Here is a 23528-nt window from a genome sequence, read left to right as displayed (position 1 = left end):
GTTGGGGGGGCTGGCGGCCGCCGCCAGCCCCCCCAACCCCGCGACGAGACCTGCCGAGTCGAACGCCAACTGCGTGCCGAAACGGGCCACCTCCACCTCGCGCTTCGCGGTCGCCAATTGGTAGATGTCAAAACCCACGTTGGCCAGCCCCAGCAGCGATCCCACCCCTTCATCGGCGACGTGGCCCAGCGCTTCGCCGACCAGCGGGGCACAGGTGCGGGCAATGACCGGCTCCTGGTTGATGGCAGTGGCATACAGTCTCATCAGTCCGGCCGCATCCACGGCCAGGCCATGGGCGAGCTGCGCATAATTCACGTAGCCGTGCAGGCGCACCGCCAAGGTCAGCGTGCGGTCATCCCCTTCACGCTCACGCAAGGCCATCATCAGCGACTGGAGCGCGAAGCCGGCGTTGAGCGTATGGACCGCCCCCGCCTCGACAGACCCCGACGGCAGCGCCGCCCCTTGGGGTTTGCGCACCAGCGTCGAGAATCGCTCGGTCAGCCACTGCCTGATGCGCAGCAACCGGTGATCCTTGCTGGCGACCTGCACCACATGGGTCGCGTCCAGAGGATCGACCAAGGTTATCCGGTAGGCGCTGTCAGGCGTGACTTCAAGCGTTTCGAACAACGGCACCCAAGGTCTGGGCGAGGCGTGCAACGCCTGCAGCCCCACCGTCGCATCGGCGATCTGCCGGGCCCACCAGCGGCTGTCCAGATCCAGCAGGCTACGTCCCAGATGGGCATTGTCGCTCAGTGACCGGCCACGGGCACTGGCCACCCGCCGGCGGATCGGAAGGGCCGAGGGCTGCCCCGGCAAAGTGTCGGACTCCAGCAGGTGCGCCAGCCGCAACCCGGCGGAGAGCGGCAAGGCGGACACCCGCTCGCCCTGAAGCTCGATCACATCGAACATCGGACGGCCGGGCTCACCGAATGCGGCGTAGTGGCCGGCCATGCCTGCGCCGACGAAGAAATCCTCCAGCGCCTGCTGGAACGCGGCGGGCTCCTTGAATCCGAACAGACCGAAGTTGGGATCGAAGAAATGCAGCGTGGCACCGCCGGCATCCGCAGCCGTCTTCGCCACGAGCAGCACGTGATTGTCGGAGATGAGCATCAGGCCGAGGCGGTCGCCGGAGGCCTCCAGCCTGGTGCGGATCCCGCTCAGGTCCGTCCGCGCCGCAGGCCTGCCCACCTCGCTCAACGGTACATCGCGCAGCGTCTCCAGTCCGTTCAGAAAGGCGATGGAATCACTCTGCTCAGGCTCCAGGACCGCCAGGTAAAAACGCTCGCGCAGACGCCGGGAGGCCTGCTCACCCTGCGCCAAAGCGGCCCCCATCACCAAGGACAACGGATAGCAGCGCCCTGCGAGGTCGTCCCCCGAACCTTGCAGCAGCAGATCCTGCGGCACCAGCTTGACGCTGGCCGCGTCGAAGCGCTGCAGCACCTGTTCCACGCGCTCCTGCACCTGGATCCGGTGTTCCAGCGTGGCAAGCTGTCGGATCTGCGCCACATGACGCCCCCATTGGAACGGAGTGTGCGCATTGAGCATCACGCTCTTCATCAGGTCCAGCGCCCTGCCGGAGGAGAGCACCGGTTCATCGGCGACACTGGCCAGCCCCTCCAGGAAACCGGGTGGACGGCGCTTGAACAGATGCCGTTCGAGGGCGGCGTAACGATTGGAGCTTCCCCGTTCGCCGATGCTGTTGGCCAGGTTGTCCAGCTCGCTGTGCAACTGCACCAGACGCCGGTTGTCCAGCGAGTCCGCGCCCAGCAGAGCGCCCAACGCCAGACGCTGCACCGGGTCGGCCTGCACAACGTGCAGGGTGCCTTTGGCGAGCATGCCCAAGACTTCGTCCACCCCTGCGCCTGCGATTCCGGTTTCACCCGCAAAGGCCGGCGGGAGGACATCCAGCGGCTGCGCCTTGATGGCCTGCCGATCCTCGAAGCGCAGCGGCAGCGGCTTGTCGAACCTGACCTCACCGTCCAGACCGCTGCGCATGGCCTGCACCAACGGTTCTCCCAAGGCGTCGACCAGCCGTTGCAGGACACCGCTCAGGAGCACCGCCCGTCCTTCGATCACGGGCCAGCCGGACTGGAACTCGACCGTCGAATGCTTGAGCAACTGGGCGATGTCGCCGCCGTAACGGATGGCATACCGACCGTCCCGCCAATGGGCCTGTTCGTCGCTGACCCACTTCAACGAATCGGTTCCGTTGTCCTTCCAGGAATGATCCTGTTCTTCTTCCGTCATGCGGTTGACCGTCGCCGAAGGGACGATGACCAGGTCGTTGCCCAGCGCCGCAGCGCCCTGCGGCGTGAAATGCCGCTTCTGGTAGTTGCGCATGCCGTCACGCATGGCGGCAGGCCCTGTCAGGTAGATGGTGCCCTCGCTTTGCGGGCGAATGCCGTCACGGAAGTAACCGGCAGCGGCGTCGGCCAGCAAACCGGCGAAGATTTCCTCTTCCATCGGCAGTTCGGGCAACGGCCCCAACGCCTGCTCAACGGTCTCGTGCGCAAGCGACACCATGCTCTCGTTGTCGCTGAACGCCACCCCTCGCTCCCGGGCCAGCTTCGCTGCGCCATCGACGACGGCATAGCTCAGGCGCATGCGTTCCAGCACCGCCTCGATCATCCCGGCACCGGGGTGAGCCATGAGGAAAGCATTGCTCAACGAATTGGACTCCGCGACAGCACGCAGTTCGAACGGTCTCGCCGACCGCTCTGCCGGTCGCCGAAAGACGTCTCCCAGCGACGGATGGCTGCTGGCGAACGCATCGAGGGCGGCCCTGGACTGTTCAGGGATACGTTCGAAGTAGGAGATGTAGCGGCCGCGAACGGCCTGCCGGCCTGGCATCCAGTCAGGGTTGCGGTCGAGCAACAGTTGCAAGGCCCCGAGCCGGGCATCGGCGCCCCAGCCGGTGATGTCGACCGCGCCGAGCCGCTCCGCCAGCGGCGGCAAGCCGTCGACATCCGCATAGCTGCCGCCCTCGCTGACCAGCGCATGCAGGCGCACGATGTCGGAGGCCGCCGCCAGGTTGCCGCGCAGGCGGATTTCCCGTTCGTAGAGGTGCTGCAGCGCCATCGGCGCCTCAAGGTCGCCAAGGTCGCGCAGCGTCAGGACGTCGTCCCCGAAGGCCGCGACGCTGAGCAGGTTTTGCGTGATCCGTTCCCGCAACGCATCGGCATCCTGGCCATAGGCACGCACCAGAAGATCGATCCTGGCGTCATCCGCCGACCGGCCGGCGGCGACGGCCGCCTCGATATGGGCCTGCATCTGCTGCTTGAGCACGATCGCCCGCGCTTCATACAGCGTCGCCAGTTCATCCGCTGTGACGCTTCGGCCGTCCACCTGCGCAAGGGCATCGGCCTTCGCGGCCTCGACGATCAGCTTGTTGGTGTGGTGGGCCAGCAGCGCATCGCTGTCGTACCAGAGATTGAGGACATGGCCGGTGCCGGCCATCACCCGTTTCCAGAGATTGAGGTAATCGCGCTGAATCTCGCCGACGCCCCCGCCGAGCCAGACGAAATGTATGATCTTCGGCACTTCGGTGGCTGGCGTTCGCAGTTGTTCTAGGCTGCGCTGTACGCGGGTCTCATAGTCGGCGATCTTTTCGCAGATCGGCGTCAATCCGTCCGCCGGCCCCTTTCCGGCACCGGTCTGACGCATCGGTTCCAGTGTTTGTCTCAGCAGCGCCAGCGGCTCCTGCAACCTGTGCAACTCAAGCTTTGCGATACAGGCGAAGTAGTAACGCAACACCGCGTCGTGTTCCTGACTGCCCTTGAATGGGCTCAATGCCTGTTCCAGCGCGCTCAACTTGAACAGTTCGATGAACTCACAGTACGCCTCATCCTTTTTGATTTTTGCATCCTGCATGGAATGTATGCCTCGACATCACTGATCATTTTTGAAGTACGCAGAAGTGCGTCCAACAGGAAACTACTCAGCGCAGGCCCCCGGCTCCATTGACAACGAATGCAATTCTTTTCAAAAACAGAACAACGAAACATGCTCAAACCAAATGATGCCGACAATGTTTATCGGCACTTTTCGAGCCTGTTCCGAGCACTCCTGTTTGCACCACAAAAAAGGCCGTGAAACTTTCCGTTTCACGGCCTTCCTTAATACAACGACACGTTTTTCACGTTGTCACGACGTTGGTTTTTCACCGTACCAACGCGGCGTGTAGACCCACTCCCCGCCTTCCGCACGGGGGAACGTGCACGTCGTTGAAGAGCCGATCAGCACCATGGTGCGCATGTCCACCTGATCCGGCGTCAGCGCACCCAGCGTGGTCGTGCGCAGGGTCTGGCCCGGACGGCCGATGTCGCGGCCCAGCACCACCGGCGTCTGCGGCGCGCGGTGCCGGGCGACGATCTCCAGCGCACGGCCCAGTTGCCAGGGACGTGCGCGGGAGATCGGGTTGTAGAACGCCAGGGCCAGGTCCGCTTCGGCGGCCAGGTCCAGACGCTTCTCGATGATCGACCACGGCTTGAGGTTGTCCGACAGCGACATCACGCAGAAGTCATGCCCCAACGGCGCGCCGGCCTGGGCAGCCGTCGCGAGGGACGCAGACACCCCCGGCAGGATTTCCAGCTCGACGCTGTGCCACGCCGGATCGTCCGACTCGTGCAACGCCTCAAGCACCGCCGCCGCCATGGCGAACACGCCCGGGTCGCCGGACGACACCACGATCACCGAACGCCCCTCGGCCGCCAGCCGGAACGCATGGCGGGCGCGCTGCATCTCTTCGCGGTTGTCGGTGCAGTGCTGGATCTGATCGTCGCGGAACGGGCCGGCCATGCGCACGTAGGTTTCGTAGCCGAGCACGTCGGTGGCCCGGGCCAGTTCGGCCTTCACCGCCGGCACCATCAGTTCGGCGGCGCCGGGGCCGAGGCCGATCACGGCCAGGCGTCCGCGCGGGCGGCCGATCCTGTCGACCGAAAGCGGCTGATCGGCCACGGCGATGGCAATGCGCGAGGACACTTCGATGACCTTCGCGCCTGGGACGGCCGCGCGGGCCAGCCCGGCGATGTCATTCGCGGCGGCGGCAAAACGCAGCGGCACACCCAGCTCCAGCGCGGTTTCACGCAATGCCGGATCCGTCATTCGGGTGTCGGCGGCGACCAGGCAGGCCAGCGACGGCAACGCCACATCGGCCGCCTGCAGCGCGGCGCGAATGTGCTGCGCACCTTCGGCACTCACCGCCACCGCGACGCTGCGCGGGTAGATCCGCAACTCATCGGCGCTCACCGCCTGCGCATCGCTGCCGACATGGATCGAACGCTGCGCCTGGGGATCCTGCGGCAACTGCGCTTGGTCCAGCCACGGCGCAGCGCCTTCGATGCGCACACGGTGCCCGGCCAACAGATCGGAGACAAAACGTTTACCCGACTCCAGGTCGCTCAGCACGTAGCCTTCCGGCGGATTGAGCAGGCAGGTGCCGAAGCGCAGCTCGCCGCTGGTGGTGATCGCCGCCGTGACCTGCAGGCCGGCCGCGATCTCCCTGGCCATGACGTTGACGCCGCCCAGGCCGCCCAGCAGCGGCACCACGGCGCTGCCGTCCTCGGCGACGGCCAGCACCGCCGGCTCAGCGCCCTTTTCCAGAAGGAGCGGGGCCAGGGTGCGGATGACGATGCCCGCCGCGCACAGGGCGACGATCGGCGTCCCCTGCGCGTACAGCTCACGCAAGGCGGCGCCGAATTCGGCGTAGGTGCGGTCGGCGCCGTCGACCCGTCCGGCCAGGCCCAGGACCTGCGCCGTCGGGTAGACCTGCTGAATGCGGCGGGCCGTGGCCAGGCTGCCCTGGCCGAGGATGACGATGGCTGGAGGCATGGGAGTCATCAGCCTTGCCACCGTTCGCCGGGAACGATGATCAGCGAGAAGTACGGCGACGACATCGGCTCGACCTCATCCAGCGGCACGATCTTCTGGTTGGCCATGGTCGCGCGCTCGACGTAGAGCGCACGCCCGGCCAGGCCGAGCTCGTCCAGCACCTGGCGCACCTTGGGGAAATTGCGTCCCAGCTTCATGACCACCGCCGCGTCGGCATCCGCCAGGCGCCGCTTCAGCTCTTCGTGCGGCAATACGCCGGAGAGCACCGACAGGCTCTGGTTGCGGTACACCAGCGGCGCGCCCAGCACCGAGGCGCCGCCGAGCATCGAGCAGACGCCCGGCACCACTTCGGCTTCGTAGCGGGCGGCGAGGCGGTCGTGCAGGTACATGTAGGAGCCGTAGAAGAACGGATCGCCTTCGCAGATCACCGCCACGTCGCGGCCGGCGTCCAGGTGCGCGGCCACCTCTTCGGCGGCGCCGTCGTAGAAGTCGCTGATCACCTGTTCATAGGACAGCGGCGCCGGCAGCGCTTCGGTGGTCACCGGGTAGACCAGCGGCAGCAGGTTCTGCGCGTCCTGCAGGTGCGCCTCGATGATGCCGAAGGCGTTGCCTTTCTTGCCCTTGGCCACGAAGTAGGCCACCACCGGCGACTCGCGCAGCAGGCGCAAGGCCTTCACGGTGATCAGCTCCGGGTCGCCGGGGCCCACGCCCAGGCCGATCAAGCGTCCTTGTGCCTGCATCATTCGATCTCCGTGGCGAGTGCGTTGACGGCGGCGGCGGCCATGGCGCTGCCGCCGAGGCGGCCCTGCATGATCACGAACGGCACGCCGCGGCTGTCGGCGGCCAGCGCGGCCTTGGATTCGGCAGCGCCGACGAAGCCCACCGGGAAGCCCAGGATCAACGCCGGTTTCGGGGCGCCGGCATCGATCATCTCCAGCAGGTAGAACAGGGCGGTCGGCGCGTTGCCGATCACCACCACGCTGCCTTCCAGGTGCTCGCGCCACAGCTCCAGCGCGACGGCGGAACGGGTGTTGCCCAGCTCGCGGGCCAGCGCCGGCACACGCTCGTCGCGCAGGGTGCAGATCACCGGGTTGTCCGCCGGCAGGCGTGCGCGGGTGATGCCCTCGGCCACCATGCGCGCATCGCACAGGATCGGCGCCCCGGCGGCCAGCGCATCGCGCCCGGCCTTGCCCGCGCCTTCGGAAAACTGCAGGCCGTCGACCGCCTCGACCATGCCGCAGGCGTGGATCACCCGCACCGCGAGTTTTTCGAGGTCGGCCGGAATGCGCGCCAGGTCGGCCTCGGCGCGGATGATCGCGAAGGAGTTGCGATAGATCTCCTGACCGTCGCGGATGTAATCAAGCATCAAGGGGGCTCCGTGAGCAGGCGGCGAGCAAGCTCGCGGCCGCGTCGATAGTGAGGTTTTGAGCGTGCAGCGCGCCGAAGCCGGGCAACGCCGCATCGCGCAGATAAAGGTCATAGTGGCCGGGGCCGACGGCCAGCAGCGTCGCCGGGGCACGGTGTGCGGCGGCGCAGGAACGCGGGCAGCCGGACAGGTGCACGGCCTGGGCCTGCGGCAGCAGCGCGGCCAGCCGGCGGGCGTCGGCCTTGGTGTCGGCCAGGCCTTTGCCGCAGCCGCTGGCGCCGGTGCAGGCGATCACGGCAGTGAGCGGATCGCGTGCCTGGGTGCGCAGACCCAATTGCTCAAGCCCGAGCAACACCTGCCCGGCGTCGGCCTCTTCGATGTTCGGCAGCAGCAGGCTTTGCCACGGGGTGAACCGCAGGCTGCCGTCGCCGAACCGTCGCGAAAGGTCCGCGACGCCACGCAGCATCGCCGGGTCGAGACGCCCCAGCGGCGGCACCGCGCCGACGTAGACCCGTCCCGGCACGTGCTGCCGGTGAACGCCGATGTGCAGCGCACCGTCAGCCTGCGGGCGCTGCCAGCCGTCGAGGGCCATGAGCGGCACGCGCGCCCCGAGCCGTTCGAGGAAGGCCGGCAGCGGCAGTTCATCCAGCAGATGGCGCATCCGCGTCTGCTCCGGGCGCGCCGACTCGAGGAACAACTCCAGCACCGCGACAATCAACTCATGGCCGTCCTCCAGCGCCACCGCCGCCGACGCAGGTTCCGTCGGGCAACCGGCCAGGCCGAAGGCCAACAACGCCTGCCCGTCGCGATCCCAGGCCGACAGCCACAGGTCATGCGGATGTTCGAGCATCGCCAGGGCTTCGCCGCCGTCCAGCTGCACGGCGAACTTGGCGCTCAGTTCATGAAAGCGCGGATGGCATTGCAGGGTTTCGAGGATCTGCTGCGCCAGCGGACGGGTGTCGAAACGCATCTGCCGGTCGATCCCGGCAGACGGGCTGAGCATCAGGTTGCGCACATCGTCGCCGGCGGCGGTGCGCGGCCCGAGCCCTGCGGCCAGCAGCTGGTCGATCAGGGCTGCGGAGCGGTCGCCGATCCCGCGGATCTGCAGGTTGGCGCGGTTGGTCGCCTCGATGACGCCGCCGGCGAAACGCTCGGCAGCCTCGGCCACCGCCTCGGCCCGATCCGACGTGACCGCCCCCCCGTCGAGCTTGATCCGGCAGATGCCGCCGTCCAGCGCCTGGACAATGCGCAGCAATCCCGGACAGGCCGAGGGGCGAAGGGCGGTGGACATCGGACGTTCGTTCAAGGGTTGACCGGCTGGGTGGGCACGTGGGCGGGCGAAAGGCTGCCATTATGCCTGCTTTGCCCGAGGCCATGAAAAGCCTGACGGTCGGAAACCCTCCACAAGACTGCACGGCACGCCCGAGGAGCGGCTACAGCTCGTAATCCTTGAACCCGAACGACAGTTTTTCCATGGCCTTTGCCACGCTCGGCCGTCGGGCCTCCATGACCCTGCGCGAGATCACCACCCGCCGGGCCCGGATGTCCAGCTGGGTCATGGCCTGCGAGATGTCCCAGAACAGATAGCGGGTGTTCAGGCTGGATTTGATGAACCGCACATGGGTGACGACCAGTTCCATGTCGCCGGCCGCGTTGTAGCTGACCGGCACGATCTTCAGGTCGAAGGCCTTCCCGCTGAGCCCTTTGGTCGCCTCCAGCAGATCGGCCCTGCGCTCGAGCGAGGTCAGCCCGGCCTCCACGCCGGCCACCTGGGCACGGGACAGCAGCGCGGTGGCGACCCTGATCCACGCCTGCTTCACGCTGCCGGAAAACTGCGGCTGAACGTATTCCACGGACGGCTGGTCACGGTTCCAGCCATGGGACCACAAAAGATCGGCGCAATAGTCGATCCACCGACCCGGCTGGGTACTGCTGTTGTAGACGCGGTCGGCCTCTCTCTTGGCCAGATAGGTGCAATCGCGCGCAAAACCATAGTCCGCCATCGGCTGCCCCCGGACACCGGTGAGCAAGACATCGCCCACCAGCGTCGCTTCATGCCCGAACGACCCTGTTCCTTCATTCATTTCCCTATTCCTTGCTGCCAACCCTGGCATGCCTGTTTGTTTAGGCTGCACCCTAGCAAACGCCCCGGGCAGGACAACCGGCTTTCCACGACATGAAGTTTCAGCGGCAACCGGCCGGCGCCAGACGCCGTCAGCCGCGTTATCATGCCGCCTTGACCCATAACCCCGGATTGAGGAGCGGCATGGCGCCCTGGCTGACAGTGGTAGGTATCGGAGAGGACGGCTTCAAGGGACTGGGCAGGAATGCCCGGCGCGCCCTGATGGCCGCCTCGCGGATCGTCGGCGGCCAGCGCCAGCTGGATCTGCTGCCGGTGTGCATCCGTGGCGAGCGCCAGCTGTGGCCGAGCCCGTTTTCGCTGGCGCCGGTGCTGGAGCGCCGGGGCGAGGCGGTGTGCGTGCTGGCCAGCGGCGATCCGATGTTCTACGGCGTCGGCGCCAGCCTGGCCCGTCAGGTGCCGGGCGACGAGATGAGCGTCCTGCCGGCGCCGTCCTCCTGCTCGCTGGCCGCCGCACGGCTCGGTTGGCCGTTGCAGGACGTGGTGACGCTGTCCCTGGTCGCCCGCCCCCTGGCGGCGCTCAACGCGCAGCTGTCCAATGGCGTGCGCCTGTTGCTGTTGAGCAACGACGCCCAGAGCCCGGCGGCGGTCGCGGCGCTGCTGCGCGAGCGCGGGTTCGGCCCGAGCCGCCTCACGGTGCTCGAACATCTGGGCGGCAACGCCGAGCGCCGCATCGACGGCACCGCCGACGACTGGAACGACCCGGTCGTCGCCGACCTCAACGTGATCGCCCTCCAATGCCTGGCCGACACCGGCACCCCGCGCCTGTCACGCCTGGCCGGGCTGCCGGACTCGGCGTTCCGCCACGACGGCCAGTTGACCAAGCGCGACGTGCGCGCCGTCACCCTCGCCCGCCTCGCGCCGTGCCCCGGCGAGCTGCTGTGGGACGTCGGCGCCGGCAGCGGCTCCATCGGCATCGAATGGATGCGCGCCCATCCCAGTTGCCGGGCGCTGGCCATCGAGGCCGACGAGGGCCGCCAGCAACTGATCGAACACAACCGCGACGCCTTGGGCGTGCCCGGCCTGCAACTGGTTCGCGGCCGCGCGCCCGAGGCGCTCGCAGGCCTTGAACGTCCGGACGCAGTGTTCATCGGCGGCGGCGTCACCCGCGAGAACGTCTTCGAAACCTGCTGGGCGCAGCTCAAGCCCGGCGGTCGGCTGGTGGCCAACGCGGTGACCCTGCAGAGCGAGACCGCGCTGATGCACTGGCGCGAACGCCACGGCGGCGAACTGACCCGCCTCCACGTCGCCCAGGCGCAGCCGCTGGGCGGTTTCGACACTTGGCGCCAGGCGCTGCCGATCACCCTGCTGGAACTGGTCAAACCCCTCGATGCGTGACGAAACCGCCGAACAACCCGCCCCCCTGCGCAGCGGCCTGACCACCGGCAGCTGTGCCACCGCCACCAGCCTCGCCGCCGCGCGGCTGCTGCTCGGCGGCGCCCCGGCGGACGCGGTGCAGATCACCCTGCCCAAGGGCAAGCAGGTGCAGATGCGCCTGGAGTTCTGCCGCTTGACCGGCGACGGCGCCGAGGCCGGCACGATCAAGGACGCCGGCGACGACCCCGACGTGACCCACGGCGCCCTGCTCTACTCGCAGGTGCGGCTGAGCGCTGAACCCGGGATCCGCTTCAACGCCGGCAAAGGGGTCGGCACCGTGACCCGGCCGGGGCTGGTGCTGGCCGTCGGCGAGCCGGCGATCAACCCGGTGCCGCGCAAGATGATCAGCGACCACCTGACCCTGCTCGCCGAAGAGACCGGCTATGGCGGCGGCTTCGACGTCACCGTCAACGTCGAGGGCGGCGAGGCCCTGGCGCTGAAGACCATGAACCCGCGCCTGGGCATCCTCGGCGGGCTGTCGATCCTCGGCACCAGCGGCATCGTCCGGCCGTTCTCCTGCGCGGCCTACATCGCCTCGATCCATCAGGGCATCGACGTCGCCAAGACCAACGGCTACCTGCACATCGCCGCCTGCACCGGCAACGCCAGCGAGGACACCATGCGCCGGGTCTACGGCCTGCCGGAAATCGCCCTGATCGAAATGGGCGACTTCGTCGGCGCGGTGCTCAAACACCTGCGCAAAGTGCCTGTGGACAAGCTCAGCCTGTGCGGCGGCTTCGGCAAGATCAGCAAACTGGCGGCCGGACACATGGACCTGCATTCGCGCCATTCGAGCATCGACCTGCCGCAACTGGCCGGTTGGGCGGCAGCGGTGGGCGCCGATGCGGCCTTGCAGCAACGCATCCGCGAAGCCAACACCAGCCAGCAGGCGTTGGCGATGGCCAGCGCGGCGGGCATCGCCCTCGGCGACGAGGTCTGCCGCCACGCGCTGGAGTTCGCCCGCAGCGTGGTGCCGGCGCAGGTGCAGGTCGAAGTCTTCGCGATCGACCGCCAAGGCGGCATCGTCGGCCATGCGGGAGCGTTTCGATGAAGCGGATCCTGTTGCTCGGCGGCGTCACCGAAGCGCTGGCCATCGCCCGCACCCTGGGGCCGCAACATATCTACAGCCTGGCCGGCATCGGCCGGGTGCCAACCGACCTGACTTGCCGGGTGCGCACCGGCGGCTACGGCGGCGCCGAAGGCCTGGCGCAGTTCATCCGCGACGAGGGCATCGGCCTGCTGCTCGACGCCACCCACCCCTACGCCGCGCAGATCAGCCACAACGCGGCGAGCGCTGCGCAACGGACGGGCATCCCCTGCTGGGCCCTGCGTCGTCCCGCGTGGCAAGCCGAGCCCGGCGACGACTGGCGCGAAGTGGCCGACTGGGCCGAGCTGGTCAAGGCGCTCGAACCCTTCCGCCGCCCGCTGTTCACCCTGGGCCGCGAACCCTTGCAGCACCTGGACGAAATCCCAGCGCACCAGTTCTGGACCCTGCGCGCCCTCGACGTCTACCCCGGCAACGAACGCTGCGAAGTCATCGGCGCCCGTGGGCCGTTCCTGATCGAGGACGAACGGGCGCTGTTCGAGCGGCGGCGGATCGACGTGCTGATCAGCAAGAACAGCGGCAGCGCGGCGACCGAGCCGAAGCTGGCGGTGGCGCGGGAACGTGGGGTGCCGGTGATTGTGTTGGGGCGGCCGGTGTTGCCGGAGGTGGATCGGGTGTTTTTGACGCTTGAAGATACACTTGCCGCATTGGAGACAGGTCGCTGATGAGGCAAGATCCACGCCTTGCATGATAAGTAACCTATTTGTTACCTTCAGGGCCGTCTGTGATCTCACTCGAAGAATATCTACAAGAAAACGATTCAAGCCCTTTTGGCCGGTGGCTTGCCACTCTGAATGCGCAGGCCGCAGCCAAGGTCTCGACTGCCTTGGTTCGATTGGAGATGGGCAACACTTCCAATATCAAGTGGTTAGATGGTCTTGGCGAATACAGAATCAACTGGGGGCCGGGGTACAGGATCTATCTGACGCAAGAAGGAAAACGTCTGATCATTCTTTTCGGTGGAGGGGACAAGTCCACTCAGAAAAAGGACATCAAACAAGCGAAAGCGCTGATAGCGGAATTTCGAACCCGAAAGAAAGCTGAACAGAACCGGAGGTGATGTGATGGTTCTCACTCGAAGCTACAAACATTCAATTGCCGAACGCGCCCAGCGTGACCCGGAGTTTGCTCAGGCACTGCTTGACGAGGCTGCGACGCTGTTCCTGAATGGCGAACCCGAAATGGCCAGAATCATACTGCGCGACCTCGTGAACGCGACCGTAGGTTTCGAAGAACTCGCAAGAGAGACTGAAAAGCCAAGTAAAAGCCTGCATCGCATGCTGTCCGCCAAAGGCAATCCGAGCATGGACAATCTGGCGAAAATCTTTTCAGTAATTCGCGCTACGCTTGGTGTAGATATGGAAGTTCATGCGGTACCGGCGAACTGAGCGAAAGACTGATGGATTTGCTGCGACACCAAACCGCACGACGCTTTTTTACTTATCGGCCCTGATCAGGCTAAATAGCCGCGCCTGATCGCCCACCCGACGGATCCGTCCCATGAACCGACACCGGCTTGCCATTGCCTGGATCGCCTGCTTCGCAGTGCTGTTCAACATGCTCGCCATGCCGTTGACGGGTTCGATGGCCCAGGCGGCGCAGTCGCCGGCCGAACAGTTGCTGTGGAGCAGTTTCTGCACCGGCAGCGGGACGAAGATGGTGGCGGTGTCCATCGGCACCGTCGACCAGAAGGCGCCCCAGGGCGGCGACGACCATTCCACCATGCAGCATTGCTGGTGCTGCTCAGGCGCAGCGCCGGTGCTGGCGTTGCCCGGGCATACGCCGCAGCTGTATTTCGCCCGTTACGAAAGCAACCGCAGCGTGGCGCCCGTCACCCTGCAGACGCCTTCACCGCGCCAGCAATGGCCCAACCTCAATCCCCGCGCTTCCCCTCTGGCTTGATTTGTTGCCGCATTTGACTTGCGTTTCAAATCGATCTGGAGAACCGTCATGCTGAACAAAATCATCGTCCTGGCCGCGCTGCTGTTGCCTGCGTGCTTCGCCCATGCCCACGAATACAAGGCCGGCGAGCTGGAAATCGCCCACCCGTGGTCGCAGGAACTGCCGCCCAACGCCCCGACCGTCGCCGCCTATTTCGTGATCCACAATGCCGGCAAGACCGACGACCGCCTGCTCGGCGTCGATTCCCCGATCGCCCCCAAGGCCGAACTGCACGAGCATGTGATGCAGGGCGACCTGATGAAGATGCAGCAGGTGCCGAACGTGGCGATCCCGGCCGGCGGCAACGTGACCTTCGCGCCGATGGCGTACCACGTGATGCTGATGAACCCCAGCGACCGCAGCCTGCTCAGCGACGGCAAGCGCTTCCCGCTGACCCTGCACTTCGAGAAAGCCGGTGACGTGACCGTCGAAGTCGCCGTGCAGAAGGAAGCGCCGCAGGCCATGGCGGCCCACGCGCACGCCCAGTAACCGCAACGGCAGACGCCGGCCATGCGCCCGCTGAGCGCCAGGCCCTTCCAGCAACGCCGTCAGGCCAGAGACCTGACCCGCGGCAGCTGGATCGCCCTGTTCGCCATGTTGATGATCTTCATCGGCCCGCTGGTTTCCCAGTCGATGCCGATGGACTCGCACGCCTCCATGAACATGCCGATGAGCATGGACATGGGCATGGGCATGGATCACGCCGCGCCGGACGCGCAACCGGCCGCCGAGCACTGCCCGCCGCAATCGTCCCGCCACGTGATGTGGGAGAAGTGCGGTTACTGCAGCCTGCTGTTCAACTGCCCGGCGCTGACCGGCGGCGGCAGCTTCGCCACGTTCAGCATCCCGCTGGCCACCACCTTCACGCCACCCTCCCCGCGCCTGGGCCATCCCCGGCAGACCTTCTTCCCCGGCGCCCGCACCCGCGCCCCGCCCGTCGCAGCGTAGACACCCACCTCTGATTGCACACGGTCAAGAAGACAGCCCAGGCTGCCGCCCGTGTCGTTTACGACTGTCCGATGGAAATTGTCATGTCCAGGTTTTCCGCTGTCCCGCGTTTGAGCCCTGCCCGAACGTCCTTTGCCCTGACCGAATTCCGCGTTCGTTTCAGGCATGCCACCGCCGTCCTTTGCGGCGTCCTGCTGTCCCCGCTGGCATTGGCCGATGAACACGCCGGCCACACCGCCGCAAATGAAGAATTGAGCCCGACGGTGATCACCGCCCTGGCCCCGAGCTCGCCGCTGACCGTCGTCACCAACCCCAAGGATCCGCGCCAGCCGGTGCCGGCCAGCGACGGCGGCGACTACCTCAAGACCATCCCCGGCTTCGCCCTGGTGCGCAACGGCGGCACCAACGGCGACCCGGTGCTGCGCGGCATGTTCGGTTCGCGCCTGAACATCCTCACCAACGGCAGCGTGATGCTCGGCGCCTGCCCCGGCCGGATGGACGCACCGACCTCGTACATCTCCCCCGAGACCTACGACAAGCTCACCGTGATCAAGGGCCCGCAGACCGTGCTCTACGGCCCCGGCGCCTCGGCCGGCACGATCCTGTTCGACCGCGAGCCGGAGCGCTTCGGCGAGCTCGGCACCCGGGTCAACGCCAGTGTGCTGGCGGGCTCCAACGGGCGCTTCGACAAAGTGGTGGATGCCGCCGCCGGCGGCTCGCTGGGCTACGTGCGGGTGATCGGCAACACCGCCCACTCCGACGATTACCGCGACGGCAACAACGACACCGTCGCCTCGCGCTACGACAAGTGGAACGGCGATGTGGCGCTGGGCTGGACGCCGGACGCCGACACCCTGCTGGAACTGACCGCCGGCCGCGGCGACGGCGACGCGCGCTACGCCGGGCGCGGCATGGACGGCTCGCAGTTCCTGCGCGAAAGCCTGGGCCTGCGTTTCGAGAAGTCCGACATCACCGACGTGCTGGAGAAACTGGAGGCGCAGGTCTACTACAACTACGCCGACCACGTGATGGACAACTACACCCTGCGCACGCCGTCCGGCACCGGGATGATGGCCGGGCCGATGGCCTCCAACGTCGACCGGCGCACCCTCGGCGCACGGATCAAGGCGACCTGGCGCTGGGCCGACATTCAGTTGGTCACCGGCCTCGACGCGCAGACCGACGAGCACCGCCAGCGCGCCGCCATGGGCATCGACGCCTACAAGGACGTGCCGCGCAACAAGGACGCCGATTTCCACAACTACGGCGTGTTCAGCGAACTGACCTGGTACGCCGCCGACCGCGACCGGCTGATCACCGGCGCCCGGGTGGACCGCGCCTCGGCCAAGGATTACCGCCAGCGCATCGGCTCGGGCATGATGTCGCGCCCCAACCCGACCGCCGACGACACCCGCGCCGACACCCTGCCCAGCGGCTTCGTGCGTTACGAGCATGACCTGGCCGACACCCCGGCCACGCTGTATGCGGGCCTGGGCCACGCCCAGCGCTTCCCGGACTACTGGGAGCTGTTCTCGCCCAAGTCCGGCCCGGCCGGTTCGCTGAACGCGTTCGATTCGATCAAGCCGGAAAAGACCACCCAGCTCGACTTCGGCGTGAACTACAAGAGCGCCGACCTCGACGCCTGGGCCTCGGGCTACATCGGCCAGGTGCGCGACTACATCCTGTTCGACTACACGGGCATGGCCTCCCGCGCCGAGAACATCGACGCCCGGATCATGGGCGGCGAGCTCGGGGCCGCCTACCGGCTCACCGAAAACTGGAAAGCCGACGCGACCCTGGCCTACGCCTGGGGCAAGAACAGCAGCGACGGCACGGCATTGCCGCAGATGCCGCCGCTGGACGCGCGGTTCGGCCTGACCTACAGCGAAGACGACTGGAGCGCCGGCGCCCTGTGGCGGGTGGTGGCCGCGCAGAACCGCATCGACCAGAACAAAGGCAACGTGGTCGGCAAGGACTACGACAAGAGTTCGGGCTTCGGCGTGTTCTCGCTCAACGGTGCCTATCGGATCAACCGGCACTGGAAGGTCAGCACCGGCGTCGACAACCTGTTCGGCAAGGCTTACGCCGAACACCTGAACCTGGCGGGCAACGCCGGGTTCGGCTACCCGGCCAACGACCCGCAAGCGATCAAGGAGCCGGGGCGCACGCTCTGGACCAAGGTGGACATGAGTTTCTAAAGCATCGCGGGTACGTCCGCCCTCCCTGTGGGAGCGGGCTTGCCCGCGAAAGCGGTGCATCAGCCGGCCACGATGCCGACTGTGCCGCCGTCTTCGCGGGCAAGCCCGCTCCCACAAGGGATGCGGCGGTCAAGCCTGAATGAACAACTAAAAGATCCAAGCCAAGCGGAGCACACGTGATGAAACAGCCCAAACCGAATTTCTACAACCTGGCCTGGCGCTGGCATTTCTATGCCGGTCTGTTCGTCGCGCCATTCATGGTGATGCTGGCCCTGACCGGCATTATTTACCTGTTCAAGCCGCAGCTCGACTCGCTGATGTACGGCAGTCTGCTCAACGTCCCGGCCGGGCACCACACCGTGCCGGCCGATGACCTGCTGCAAAGGGTCAAGGGCGCTTACCCGCAAGGCCAGGTCACCCAGTACCTGCCGCCGGCGACCGCCGGACGCAGCGCGCAGTTCGTGGTCAAGGACGCCGGCCACGAACTGAACGTGTTCGTCGATCCGTACCACGGCGACATCCTCGGCGAGCAGGACGCCAAGCAGAACCTGCAGGCCGTCGCCCGGGCGATCCACGGCGAGCTGATGATCGGCACCGTCGGCGACCGGCTCATCGAGCTCGCCGCCGGCTGGGGCGTGGTACTGGTGGTGTCCGGGGTGTTCCTGTGGTGGCCGCGGGGCCAGGCCGCCGGGATCCTGTGGCCGCGCCTGAGCAGCCGCGGCCGCCTGCTGTGGCGCGACCTGCATGCGGTCACCGGGTTCTGGGGCGCCGCGCTGCTGCTGGTGATGCTGCTCAGCGGCATGACCTGGACCGGTTTCTGGGGCAAGCAGTACGCCCAGGTGTGGAACGTGTTCCCGGCGGCGATGTGGGACAACGTGCCGACCTCCGACGTCGAGGCCCGCAGCCTCAACACGGCCGCCCGCCAGACCGTGCCGTGGGCCATGGAGAACACGCCGATGCCGATGTCCGGCGACCACGCCGAACACATGGCCCACGGCGGCATGCAGCACGGCCCGGCGGCCCCGGCCGTCAGCCTGCAAGCGGTGCAGGACATCGCCAAGCAGCGCAACGTCGAGCCGGGCTACAGCATCACCCTGCCGACCACCGCCACCGGCGTGTTCACCGTCGCCGTGTTCGCCGACGACCCGCGCAACGACGCCACCCTGCACATCGACCAGTACACCGGCAAGGTGCTCGCCGACGTGCGCTTCGAGCACTACGGCGCCGTCGCCCGGGCCACGGAGATCGGCGTGATGCTGCACGAAGGCAAGATGTTCGGCACCTTCAACCAGATCGTCGTGCTGCTGATCTGCCTGATGATCCTGCTCAGCGCGGTCAGCGGCGTGGTGATCTGGTGGAAGCGCCGCCCGCAGGGCAAGTTCGGCGTCCCGCCGCTGCGCCACGACCTGCCGAAATGGAAGACCGGGGTGGCGATCATGCTGGCGCTGGGCGTGGCATTCCCGCTGGTGGGGGCTTCGCTGGTGGTGGTGGGGCTGCTGGACTGGCTGGTGCTGTCGCGGTTGGGGCGGCAAACTGAATCGGCTTCAACTTCATCATGAATCAGGCGAGATGCGTGATTTAGACGCTTCTATACACTTTCGGGGCTTAGCCCCCCGGACATTTTAGTGTTACTGCATAACGCTAAATGACCGCTTTGCCCGCCGTCGAAGGACGGCGGGCTTTCTTTTGAAGAAGCGATTTGAAGCTCAGATGAACAAGTACCTCCTGTCCGGCCTTTGCCTGTTCGCGGCGAACGGCGCCCATGCCGACGCCCCGCCGCTGACGCTGCCCACCGGCACCATCACCGCACCGGCGGTGGATGACGAGGCCGTCAGCCTCGCCACCCCGACCGGCGCCGGCTCGCGCCTGAACCTCAGCGCCCTGGAGACCCCGGCCAGCACCGAAAGCCTCACCGGCGAGCGGATCCGCACCCGGGGCGACCGCAGCGTGCAGGACGCCGTGTCGCGCAGCACCGGCATCAGCCGCACCGGCACCCCCGGCGACGGCGGCACCTCGTTGCAGGCCCGCGGCTTCACCGGGCAGAGCTCGGTGATGCAGTTGTATGACGGCAACCGTATGTACACCGGCATGGGCACCGTGACCTTCCCGGTCGACACCTGGTCGGTGGAGCGCGTCGACGTACTGCGCGGCCCGGCCTCGGTGCTGTACGGCGAAGGCGCCACGGGTGCGGTGGTCAACACGATCCCGAAAAAGCCCTTCGAAGGCGAGATCGAAAACCGCCTGCGCGTCGGCTACGGCTCCTTCGACACCCAGCAGCAGGCGCTCGACAGCGGCGGCTCGCTGAGCGACACCCTGAGCTACCGCCTGAACCTCAACCGCCTGCGCAGCAACGGCTGGATCGACCGCGGCGACTCGTCCGCCGACTTCGTCAGCGCCGCCCTGCGCTGGCAGGCCCGGGACGACCTGACCTTCACCCTGGCCCACGACTACGGCGACCAGCGTCCGCAGAACTATTTCGGCACCCCGCTGATCGGCGGCCGCCTGAAGGACAGCCTGCGCAACAAGAACTACAACGTGCGCGACGACAAGCAGCACTACAACGACCAGTGGACGCGCTTGACCAGCGACTGGCAGATCAACGACACGGTCAGCGCCAGCAACGAACTCTATTACCTCAAGGCCCGACGCCGCTGGCAGAACGCCGAGAACTACAACTTCGACCGCGACAGCCAGCAGTTGAGCCGCAGCGGCTACTTCGGCATCGGCCACAAGCAGGAGCAGGTCGGCGACCGCCAGACCTTCACCTTCAAGCACTCGCTGTTCGGCCTCGACAGCCAGACCGTCACCGGCGTCGACTACAACCGCATCCGCTTCCGCCTCGACAGCAACTCGCCGTTCAACGACGTGTTGCCGGACGGCCAGCCGCTGGACGTGTACCGTCCGCAGCCGGGCCATTTCGAGAGCGCCGATCCTTACCGCGGCCAGTTCCAGAGCACCACGAAGCAAATGTCGGCGTTCGCCGAAAACCGCACGCAACTGAGCGAGCGCTGGTCGCTGGTGACCGGCGTGCGCCGCGACTACGTGCACGTGGACCGCGACAACCTGGTCAACGACAGCCGCAGCGACAAGACCCTGACCGGCAACAACTGGAAGGCCGGACTGGTGTTCGCCCTGACGCCGCAGACGTCGTTCTACGGTCAGGTGGCCACCAGCACCGACGGCGTCGGCGGCCTGATTTCCCTGAGCCCGAGCCAGCAGCAGTACGACCTGGCCACCGCCCGGCAGACCGAGATCGGCATGAAGCAGCTGTTCTGGGACGACCGCGGCGAATTCACCCTGGCGGCCTACCGCATCGTGAAAAAGAAACTGCTGACCGACGATCCGGGCAATCCGACGCTCAAGCAGCAGGTCGGCCAGCAGTCGTCCAACGGCCTGGAAGCCAGCCTCGACCTGCAACTGCCGCACGCCTGGCGGATGCAGGCCAACGCGGCCATCGTCAAGGCCAAGTACGACGACTTCGAAGAGGTGGTCGCAGGCGTCCCGGTCTCGCGCAACGGCAACCGTCCGGTGGACGTTCCGCGGCGCACCGCCAACCTGTGGCTGGACAAGGCCCTCACCGACGATCTGAAGGCCGGCGCCGGCGTGCGTTATGTCGATGCGCGCTACGCCGACATGGCCAACCGCAACGAGCTGCCGAGCTACACCGTGGTCGATGCGACGCTGTCGTGGAAAGCGCTGCGCAACACCACGCTGGGTCTGCAGGTGAACAATCTGTTTGACCGGCAGTACGCGCAAAGCCAATACAATGAGGGCCAGCAGTGGATTCTGGGTGAGCCTCGTTCGTTCTTTGTCACGGCTGACTACACCTTCTAGAACAGGAACGAAATGACCTCACTGTCCCTCACCGATCTTGCCTGGACACCTCTGGGCCACGGCCACTGCCATCACCAGTTCCAGCTGCGTGACGCCTCGTTGCAAGTGGCCGCCGGTGAGTTCGTCGGTCTGATCGGGCCCAATGGCAGCGGCAAGACCAGCCTGTTGCGTTGCGCCTACCGTTTCAGTCAGCCGGAGCACGGTGAGGTCAAGCTCGATCACCACAACGTCTGGAAGCAATCCTCGCGCTGGTGCGCCCAACGCATCGCCGTGGTCTTGCAGGAATTCCCCGATGCCTTCGGCCTGACCGTCGAAGAAGTGGTCGCCATGGGCCGCACGCCGCACAAAGGCCTGTTCGACGGCGACACGCTGGAAGACCGTCACCTCGCCACTCGGGCGCTGCAATCGGTGGGGCTGCACGGCTTCGAAGATCACGCGTTCGCCACCCTTTCCGGCGGCGAAAAGCAACGGGTGATCCTGGCCCGCGCCCTGACCCAGCAACCGCAATTGCTGATCCTCGACGAGCCGACCAACCACCTCGACCCGCGTTATCAGCTGGAGCTGCTGCAACTGGTCAAGCGTTTGCGGATCGGCACCCTGGCGAGCATCCACGACCTGAACCTGGCCGCCGCGTTCTGCGACCGGTTGTATGTGATCAACCACGGCCGCATCGTCGCCAGCGGCACGCCGCAAGCAGTGCTCACCGTTGAATTGCTGCGCGACGTGTTCGGCGTCGAAGCATTGATCGATCCACACCCCCTCCACGGCTACCCGCGAATCACCTGGATTACCCGACCATGACTGTGCGCTCCCTGCTTTGCCTCGCCCTGTTGCTGGGCACCACCCAAGCCTTCGCCGAGGCCACGAAGTACCCGCTGGCGATCCACAGCTGCAACCGCGAAGTCACCTTCAAGGAAGCGCCGAAACACGCGGTCAGCCACGACATCAACATGACCCAGATGATGCTCGCCCTCGGCCTCAAGTCGAAGATGGCCGGCTACAGCGGCATCAGTGGCTGGAAATCGGTAACGCCGCAGATGCGGTCGCTTTTGGACGGTTTGCCGGAACTGGCAGCCAAATACCCGTCGGTGGAAACGTTGCTCGACGCCAACGTTGATTTCTTCTTCGCCGGCTGGGATTACGGCATGCGCGTCGGCGGTGATCTCACGCCACAGACCCTGCAACCGCTGGGCATCAACGTCTATGAGCTGACCGAGTCCTGCGCCTTCGTGATGAAGCGCCCGGCCGCCTCGCTGGACGACACTTACAACGACCTGCGCAACCTCGGAAAGATCTTCGACGTGCAGGATCGCGCCAATGCGCTGATCACCGGCATGCAAAGCCAGGTCGCGGAAATCCGCAAAGACCTGCCCGCCGAAAAACCGCGCGTGTTCCTGTACGACAGCGGCGAAGACCGCGCCATGACCTCCGGCCGCCTCGGCATGCCGCAGGCGCTGATCGACGCCGCGGGAGGGCGCAACGTTCTCGACGACGTCGAAGCGAGCTGGACCCGGATCAACTGGGAAACCGTGGTCGAGCGCAATCCGCAGGTAATCGTCATCGTCGACTACAGCGAAATCACCGCCGAGCAGAAGATTGAATTCCTGCTGAAGAACAAGGCCCTGCAATCGGTGGACGCGATCAAGAACCAGCGCTTCATCGTCATCCCCTACGTGCAGGCCACGCCGGGGATCGACAACGTGCTCGCGGTTGAAACCCTGGCCAAAGGGTTCCACGGCGAATGATCAGTCGTCGTTACGGCTGGCTGCTGATCGCCCTCGGCGCGGCGCTGCTGGTGTCATGCGTGGTGTCACTGGGCTTCGGCCCTGCGCGGGTGCCGGTGGACGTGGTGTGGCGGATCCTGCTGCACAAGCTGTTCGCCGTCGGCGTGCCCGACTGGAGCGCCGGCCAGGAGCACATCGTCTGGCTGATCCGCGTGCCGCGCATGTTGCTCGGTGCGCTGGTCGGGGCCGGACTGGCATTGATCGGTGCGGTGCTGCAGGCGGTCACGCGCAATCCGCTGGCCGATCCGCACCTGCTCGGCGTCACTTCCGGTGCAACCCTCGGCGCAGTGATCGTGGTGCTGCACGTCGGTGAAATCGTCGGTCTGCTGACCTTGCCGATCGCCGCGTTCATCGGCGCGTTGTCGAGCATGTTTCTGGTACTGGGCATCGCCAACCGTCAGGGTCGGCTGGACAGTGATCGCCTGCTGCTGTGTGGCGTGGCGGTGTCGTTCGTGATGATGGCGATCGCCAATCTGCTGCTGTTCATGGGCGATCATCGAGCCAGTTCGGCAGTCATGTTCTGGATGCTCGGCGGCCTCGGTCTGGCGCGTTGGGATTTGTTGGCGGTGCCGGCGCTCAGCGCCCTGCTCGGGTTGATCCTGCTGCTGGGCATGGCCCGACCGCTGAACGCCTTGATGGCCGGCGAACAGACGGCCGTCACCCTCGGCCTGAACGCCCGGTCGGTGCGTCTTCGGGTGTTCGTGATTGCTTCGCTGATGACCGGGGTGCTGGTGTCGATCAGCGGCTCCATCGGCTTTGTCGGACTGATGGTGCCGCACATCGCCCGGCGTCTGATCGGTGCAGAACATCGGCGCCTGCTGCCGGTGTGCGTGTTGCTCGGCAGTGTGTTTCTGGTGTGGGTCGACGTCGCCGCACGCACGCTGATCGCTCCCGAAGACCTGCCCATCGGCATCGCCACCGCGGCCCTCGGCGGACTGTTCTTCATCGGCCTGATGCGCCGCCGCTGAGCCTGCCTTAGACTGCGCACCCGATTTTTCTCAGGATG

Annotated in this window: 20 protein-coding genes; 14 read left to right on the top strand and 6 right to left on the bottom strand. The window is 66.4% G+C overall.

What is annotated here, in order from left to right; genetic code table 11:
* The 6 genes from CAG33_RS23040 to CAG33_RS23015 all read right to left on the bottom strand — a co-directional run.
* Positions 1–3870 (bottom strand): TcdA/TcdB catalytic glycosyltransferase domain-containing protein (locus CAG33_RS23040; RefSeq protein WP_305880241.1); only part of this gene is annotated, 3870 nt, incomplete at its 3' end.
* A 273-nt stretch (positions 3871–4143) separates the two neighbouring features.
* A complete protein-coding gene (cobJ, locus tag CAG33_RS23035; RefSeq protein ID WP_085640642.1) occupies positions 4144–5838 on the bottom strand; it encodes a precorrin-3B C(17)-methyltransferase in 1695 nt (564 codons plus the stop codon).
* A complete protein-coding gene (locus CAG33_RS23030) occupies positions 5838–6572 on the bottom strand; it encodes a precorrin-2 C(20)-methyltransferase (protein WP_371857675.1) in 735 nt (244 codons plus the stop codon). The genes cobJ and CAG33_RS23030 overlap by 1 nt, the downstream gene beginning before the upstream one ends.
* Positions 6569–7195: a precorrin-8X methylmutase gene (locus CAG33_RS23025; RefSeq protein ID WP_085582734.1), complete on the bottom strand. Its 627-nt coding sequence runs from the start codon at positions 7193–7195 to the stop codon at positions 6569–6571. The genes CAG33_RS23030 and CAG33_RS23025 overlap by 4 nt, the downstream gene beginning before the upstream one ends.
* Complete coding sequence (gene cobG, locus CAG33_RS23020; protein ID WP_085640638.1) at positions 7188–8486, bottom strand: precorrin-3B synthase; 1299 nt, start codon at positions 8484–8486, stop codon at positions 7188–7190. Before cobG ends, CAG33_RS23025 begins: the two co-directional genes overlap by 8 nt.
* Positions 8487–8628: 142 nt before the next feature.
* Entirely contained in the window at positions 8629–9279 is a 651-nt protein-coding gene (locus CAG33_RS23015) for a hypothetical protein (protein WP_085582738.1), read from the bottom strand.
* A gap of 182 nt (positions 9280–9461) precedes the next feature.
* Between CAG33_RS23015 and cbiE the strand changes: the two genes are divergently transcribed.
* The 14 genes from cbiE to CAG33_RS22945 all read left to right on the top strand — a co-directional run bounded on the left by cbiE (position 9462) and on the right by CAG33_RS22945 (position 23490).
* Positions 9462–10673 (top strand): precorrin-6y C5,15-methyltransferase (decarboxylating) subunit CbiE, encoded by a 1212-nt coding sequence (gene cbiE, locus CAG33_RS23010; RefSeq protein WP_085640636.1) that lies wholly within the window; start codon positions 9462–9464, stop codon positions 10671–10673.
* The gene (locus CAG33_RS23005) at positions 10666–11763 is read left to right on the top strand and encodes a cobalt-precorrin-5B (C(1))-methyltransferase (RefSeq protein WP_085582742.1); all 1098 of its coding nucleotides are present in this window, start codon (positions 10666–10668) and stop codon (positions 11761–11763) included. The genes cbiE and CAG33_RS23005 overlap by 8 nt, the downstream gene beginning before the upstream one ends.
* Complete coding sequence (locus CAG33_RS23000; protein WP_085582744.1) at positions 11760–12482, top strand: cobalt-precorrin-6A reductase; 723 nt, start codon at positions 11760–11762, stop codon at positions 12480–12482. Before CAG33_RS23005 ends, CAG33_RS23000 begins: the two co-directional genes overlap by 4 nt.
* A 59-nt stretch (positions 12483–12541) precedes the next feature.
* Positions 12542–12877 (top strand): type II toxin-antitoxin system RelE/ParE family toxin, encoded by a 336-nt coding sequence (locus CAG33_RS22995; protein ID WP_085582746.1) that lies wholly within the window; start codon positions 12542–12544, stop codon positions 12875–12877.
* A 4-nt stretch (positions 12878–12881) separates the two neighbouring features.
* Positions 12882–13205: a DNA-binding protein gene (locus CAG33_RS22990; RefSeq protein WP_085582748.1), complete on the top strand. Its 324-nt coding sequence runs from the start codon at positions 12882–12884 to the stop codon at positions 13203–13205.
* A 112-nt stretch (positions 13206–13317) separates the two neighbouring features.
* Positions 13318–13719 (top strand): DUF2946 domain-containing protein, encoded by a 402-nt coding sequence (locus tag CAG33_RS22985; protein WP_085582750.1) that lies wholly within the window; start codon positions 13318–13320, stop codon positions 13717–13719.
* A 48-nt stretch (positions 13720–13767) separates the two neighbouring features.
* Positions 13768–14247, top strand: a complete 480-nt coding sequence (locus tag CAG33_RS22980) for a copper chaperone PCu(A)C (RefSeq protein ID WP_085640634.1) — start codon at positions 13768–13770, stop codon at positions 14245–14247.
* Between the two features lie 21 nt (positions 14248–14268).
* Complete coding sequence (locus CAG33_RS22975; protein WP_085640632.1) at positions 14269–14706, top strand: DUF2946 domain-containing protein; 438 nt, start codon at positions 14269–14271, stop codon at positions 14704–14706.
* Between the two features lie 83 nt (positions 14707–14789).
* On the top strand, positions 14790–16904 hold the full coding sequence (locus CAG33_RS22970) for a TonB-dependent copper receptor (protein WP_085640630.1): 2115 nt from the start codon (positions 14790–14792) through the stop codon (positions 16902–16904).
* Between the two features lie 179 nt (positions 16905–17083).
* Positions 17084–18463 carry a PepSY domain-containing protein gene (locus CAG33_RS22965; protein ID WP_085640628.1) on the top strand — a complete coding sequence of 460 codons (1380 nt, stop codon included), beginning with the start codon at positions 17084–17086 and terminating at the stop codon, positions 18461–18463.
* 151 nt (positions 18464–18614) lie between these two features.
* Complete coding sequence (locus CAG33_RS22960; protein WP_085582760.1) at positions 18615–20738, top strand: TonB-dependent siderophore receptor; 2124 nt, start codon at positions 18615–18617, stop codon at positions 20736–20738.
* A gap of 12 nt (positions 20739–20750) precedes the next feature.
* Complete coding sequence (locus CAG33_RS22955; protein ID WP_085582762.1) at positions 20751–21539, top strand: ABC transporter ATP-binding protein; 789 nt, start codon at positions 20751–20753, stop codon at positions 21537–21539.
* Positions 21536–22483 carry an ABC transporter substrate-binding protein gene (locus CAG33_RS22950; RefSeq protein ID WP_085630900.1) on the top strand — a complete coding sequence of 316 codons (948 nt, stop codon included), beginning with the start codon at positions 21536–21538 and terminating at the stop codon, positions 22481–22483. Before CAG33_RS22955 ends, CAG33_RS22950 begins: the two co-directional genes overlap by 4 nt.
* Positions 22480–23490 (top strand): iron ABC transporter permease, encoded by a 1011-nt coding sequence (locus CAG33_RS22945; protein ID WP_085582766.1) that lies wholly within the window; start codon positions 22480–22482, stop codon positions 23488–23490. Before CAG33_RS22950 ends, CAG33_RS22945 begins: the two co-directional genes overlap by 4 nt.
* Positions 23491–23528 lie beyond the last annotated feature (38 nt).

This window comes from Pseudomonas sp. B3(2017), assembly GCF_002113595.1.
GTDB lineage: Bacteria > Pseudomonadota > Gammaproteobacteria > Pseudomonadales > Pseudomonadaceae > Aquipseudomonas > Aquipseudomonas ekonensis.
The sequence above is the reverse complement of the archived record's forward strand: the minus strand, read 5'-3'. Positions and strand labels throughout refer to the sequence as shown.

Excerpts from the sequence above, each read along its gene's own strand:
- CAG33_RS22945 (WP_085582766.1), top strand. The coding sequence starts at position 22,480 with ATGATCAGTCGTCGTTACGGCTGGCTGCTGATCGCCCTCGGCGCGGCG.
- CAG33_RS22960 (WP_085582760.1), top strand. The coding sequence starts at position 18,615 with ATGAACAAGTACCTCCTGTCCGGCCTTTGCCTGTTCGCGGCGAACGGC.
- CAG33_RS23005 (WP_085582742.1), top strand. The coding sequence starts at position 10,666 with ATGCGTGACGAAACCGCCGAACAACCCGCCCCCCTGCGCAGCGGCCTG.
- CAG33_RS23000 (WP_085582744.1), top strand. The coding sequence starts at position 11,760 with ATGAAGCGGATCCTGTTGCTCGGCGGCGTCACCGAAGCGCTGGCCATC.
- CAG33_RS22970 (WP_085640630.1), top strand. The coding sequence starts at position 14,790 with ATGTCCAGGTTTTCCGCTGTCCCGCGTTTGAGCCCTGCCCGAACGTCC.
- CAG33_RS22955 (WP_085582762.1), top strand. The coding sequence starts at position 20,751 with ATGACCTCACTGTCCCTCACCGATCTTGCCTGGACACCTCTGGGCCAC.
- CAG33_RS23015 (WP_085582738.1), bottom strand. The coding sequence starts at position 9,279 with ATGAATGAAGGAACAGGGTCGTTCGGGCATGAAGCGACGCTGGTGGGC.
- CAG33_RS22975 (WP_085640632.1), top strand. The coding sequence starts at position 14,269 with ATGCGCCCGCTGAGCGCCAGGCCCTTCCAGCAACGCCGTCAGGCCAGA.
- cbiE (WP_085640636.1), top strand. The coding sequence starts at position 9,462 with ATGGCGCCCTGGCTGACAGTGGTAGGTATCGGAGAGGACGGCTTCAAG.
- CAG33_RS23025 (WP_085582734.1), bottom strand. The coding sequence starts at position 7,195 with ATGCTTGATTACATCCGCGACGGTCAGGAGATCTATCGCAACTCCTTC.
- CAG33_RS23030 (WP_371857675.1), bottom strand. The coding sequence starts at position 6,572 with ATGATGCAGGCACAAGGACGCTTGATCGGCCTGGGCGTGGGCCCCGGC.
- CAG33_RS22950 (WP_085630900.1), top strand. The coding sequence starts at position 21,536 with ATGACTGTGCGCTCCCTGCTTTGCCTCGCCCTGTTGCTGGGCACCACC.
- cobG (WP_085640638.1), bottom strand. The coding sequence starts at position 8,486 with ATGTCCACCGCCCTTCGCCCCTCGGCCTGTCCGGGATTGCTGCGCATT.
- CAG33_RS22980 (WP_085640634.1), top strand. The coding sequence starts at position 13,768 with ATGCTGAACAAAATCATCGTCCTGGCCGCGCTGCTGTTGCCTGCGTGC.
- CAG33_RS22985 (WP_085582750.1), top strand. The coding sequence starts at position 13,318 with ATGAACCGACACCGGCTTGCCATTGCCTGGATCGCCTGCTTCGCAGTG.
- cobJ (WP_085640642.1), bottom strand. The coding sequence starts at position 5,838 with ATGACTCCCATGCCTCCAGCCATCGTCATCCTCGGCCAGGGCAGCCTG.
- CAG33_RS22965 (WP_085640628.1), top strand. The coding sequence starts at position 17,084 with ATGAAACAGCCCAAACCGAATTTCTACAACCTGGCCTGGCGCTGGCAT.
- CAG33_RS22990 (WP_085582748.1), top strand. The coding sequence starts at position 12,882 with ATGGTTCTCACTCGAAGCTACAAACATTCAATTGCCGAACGCGCCCAG.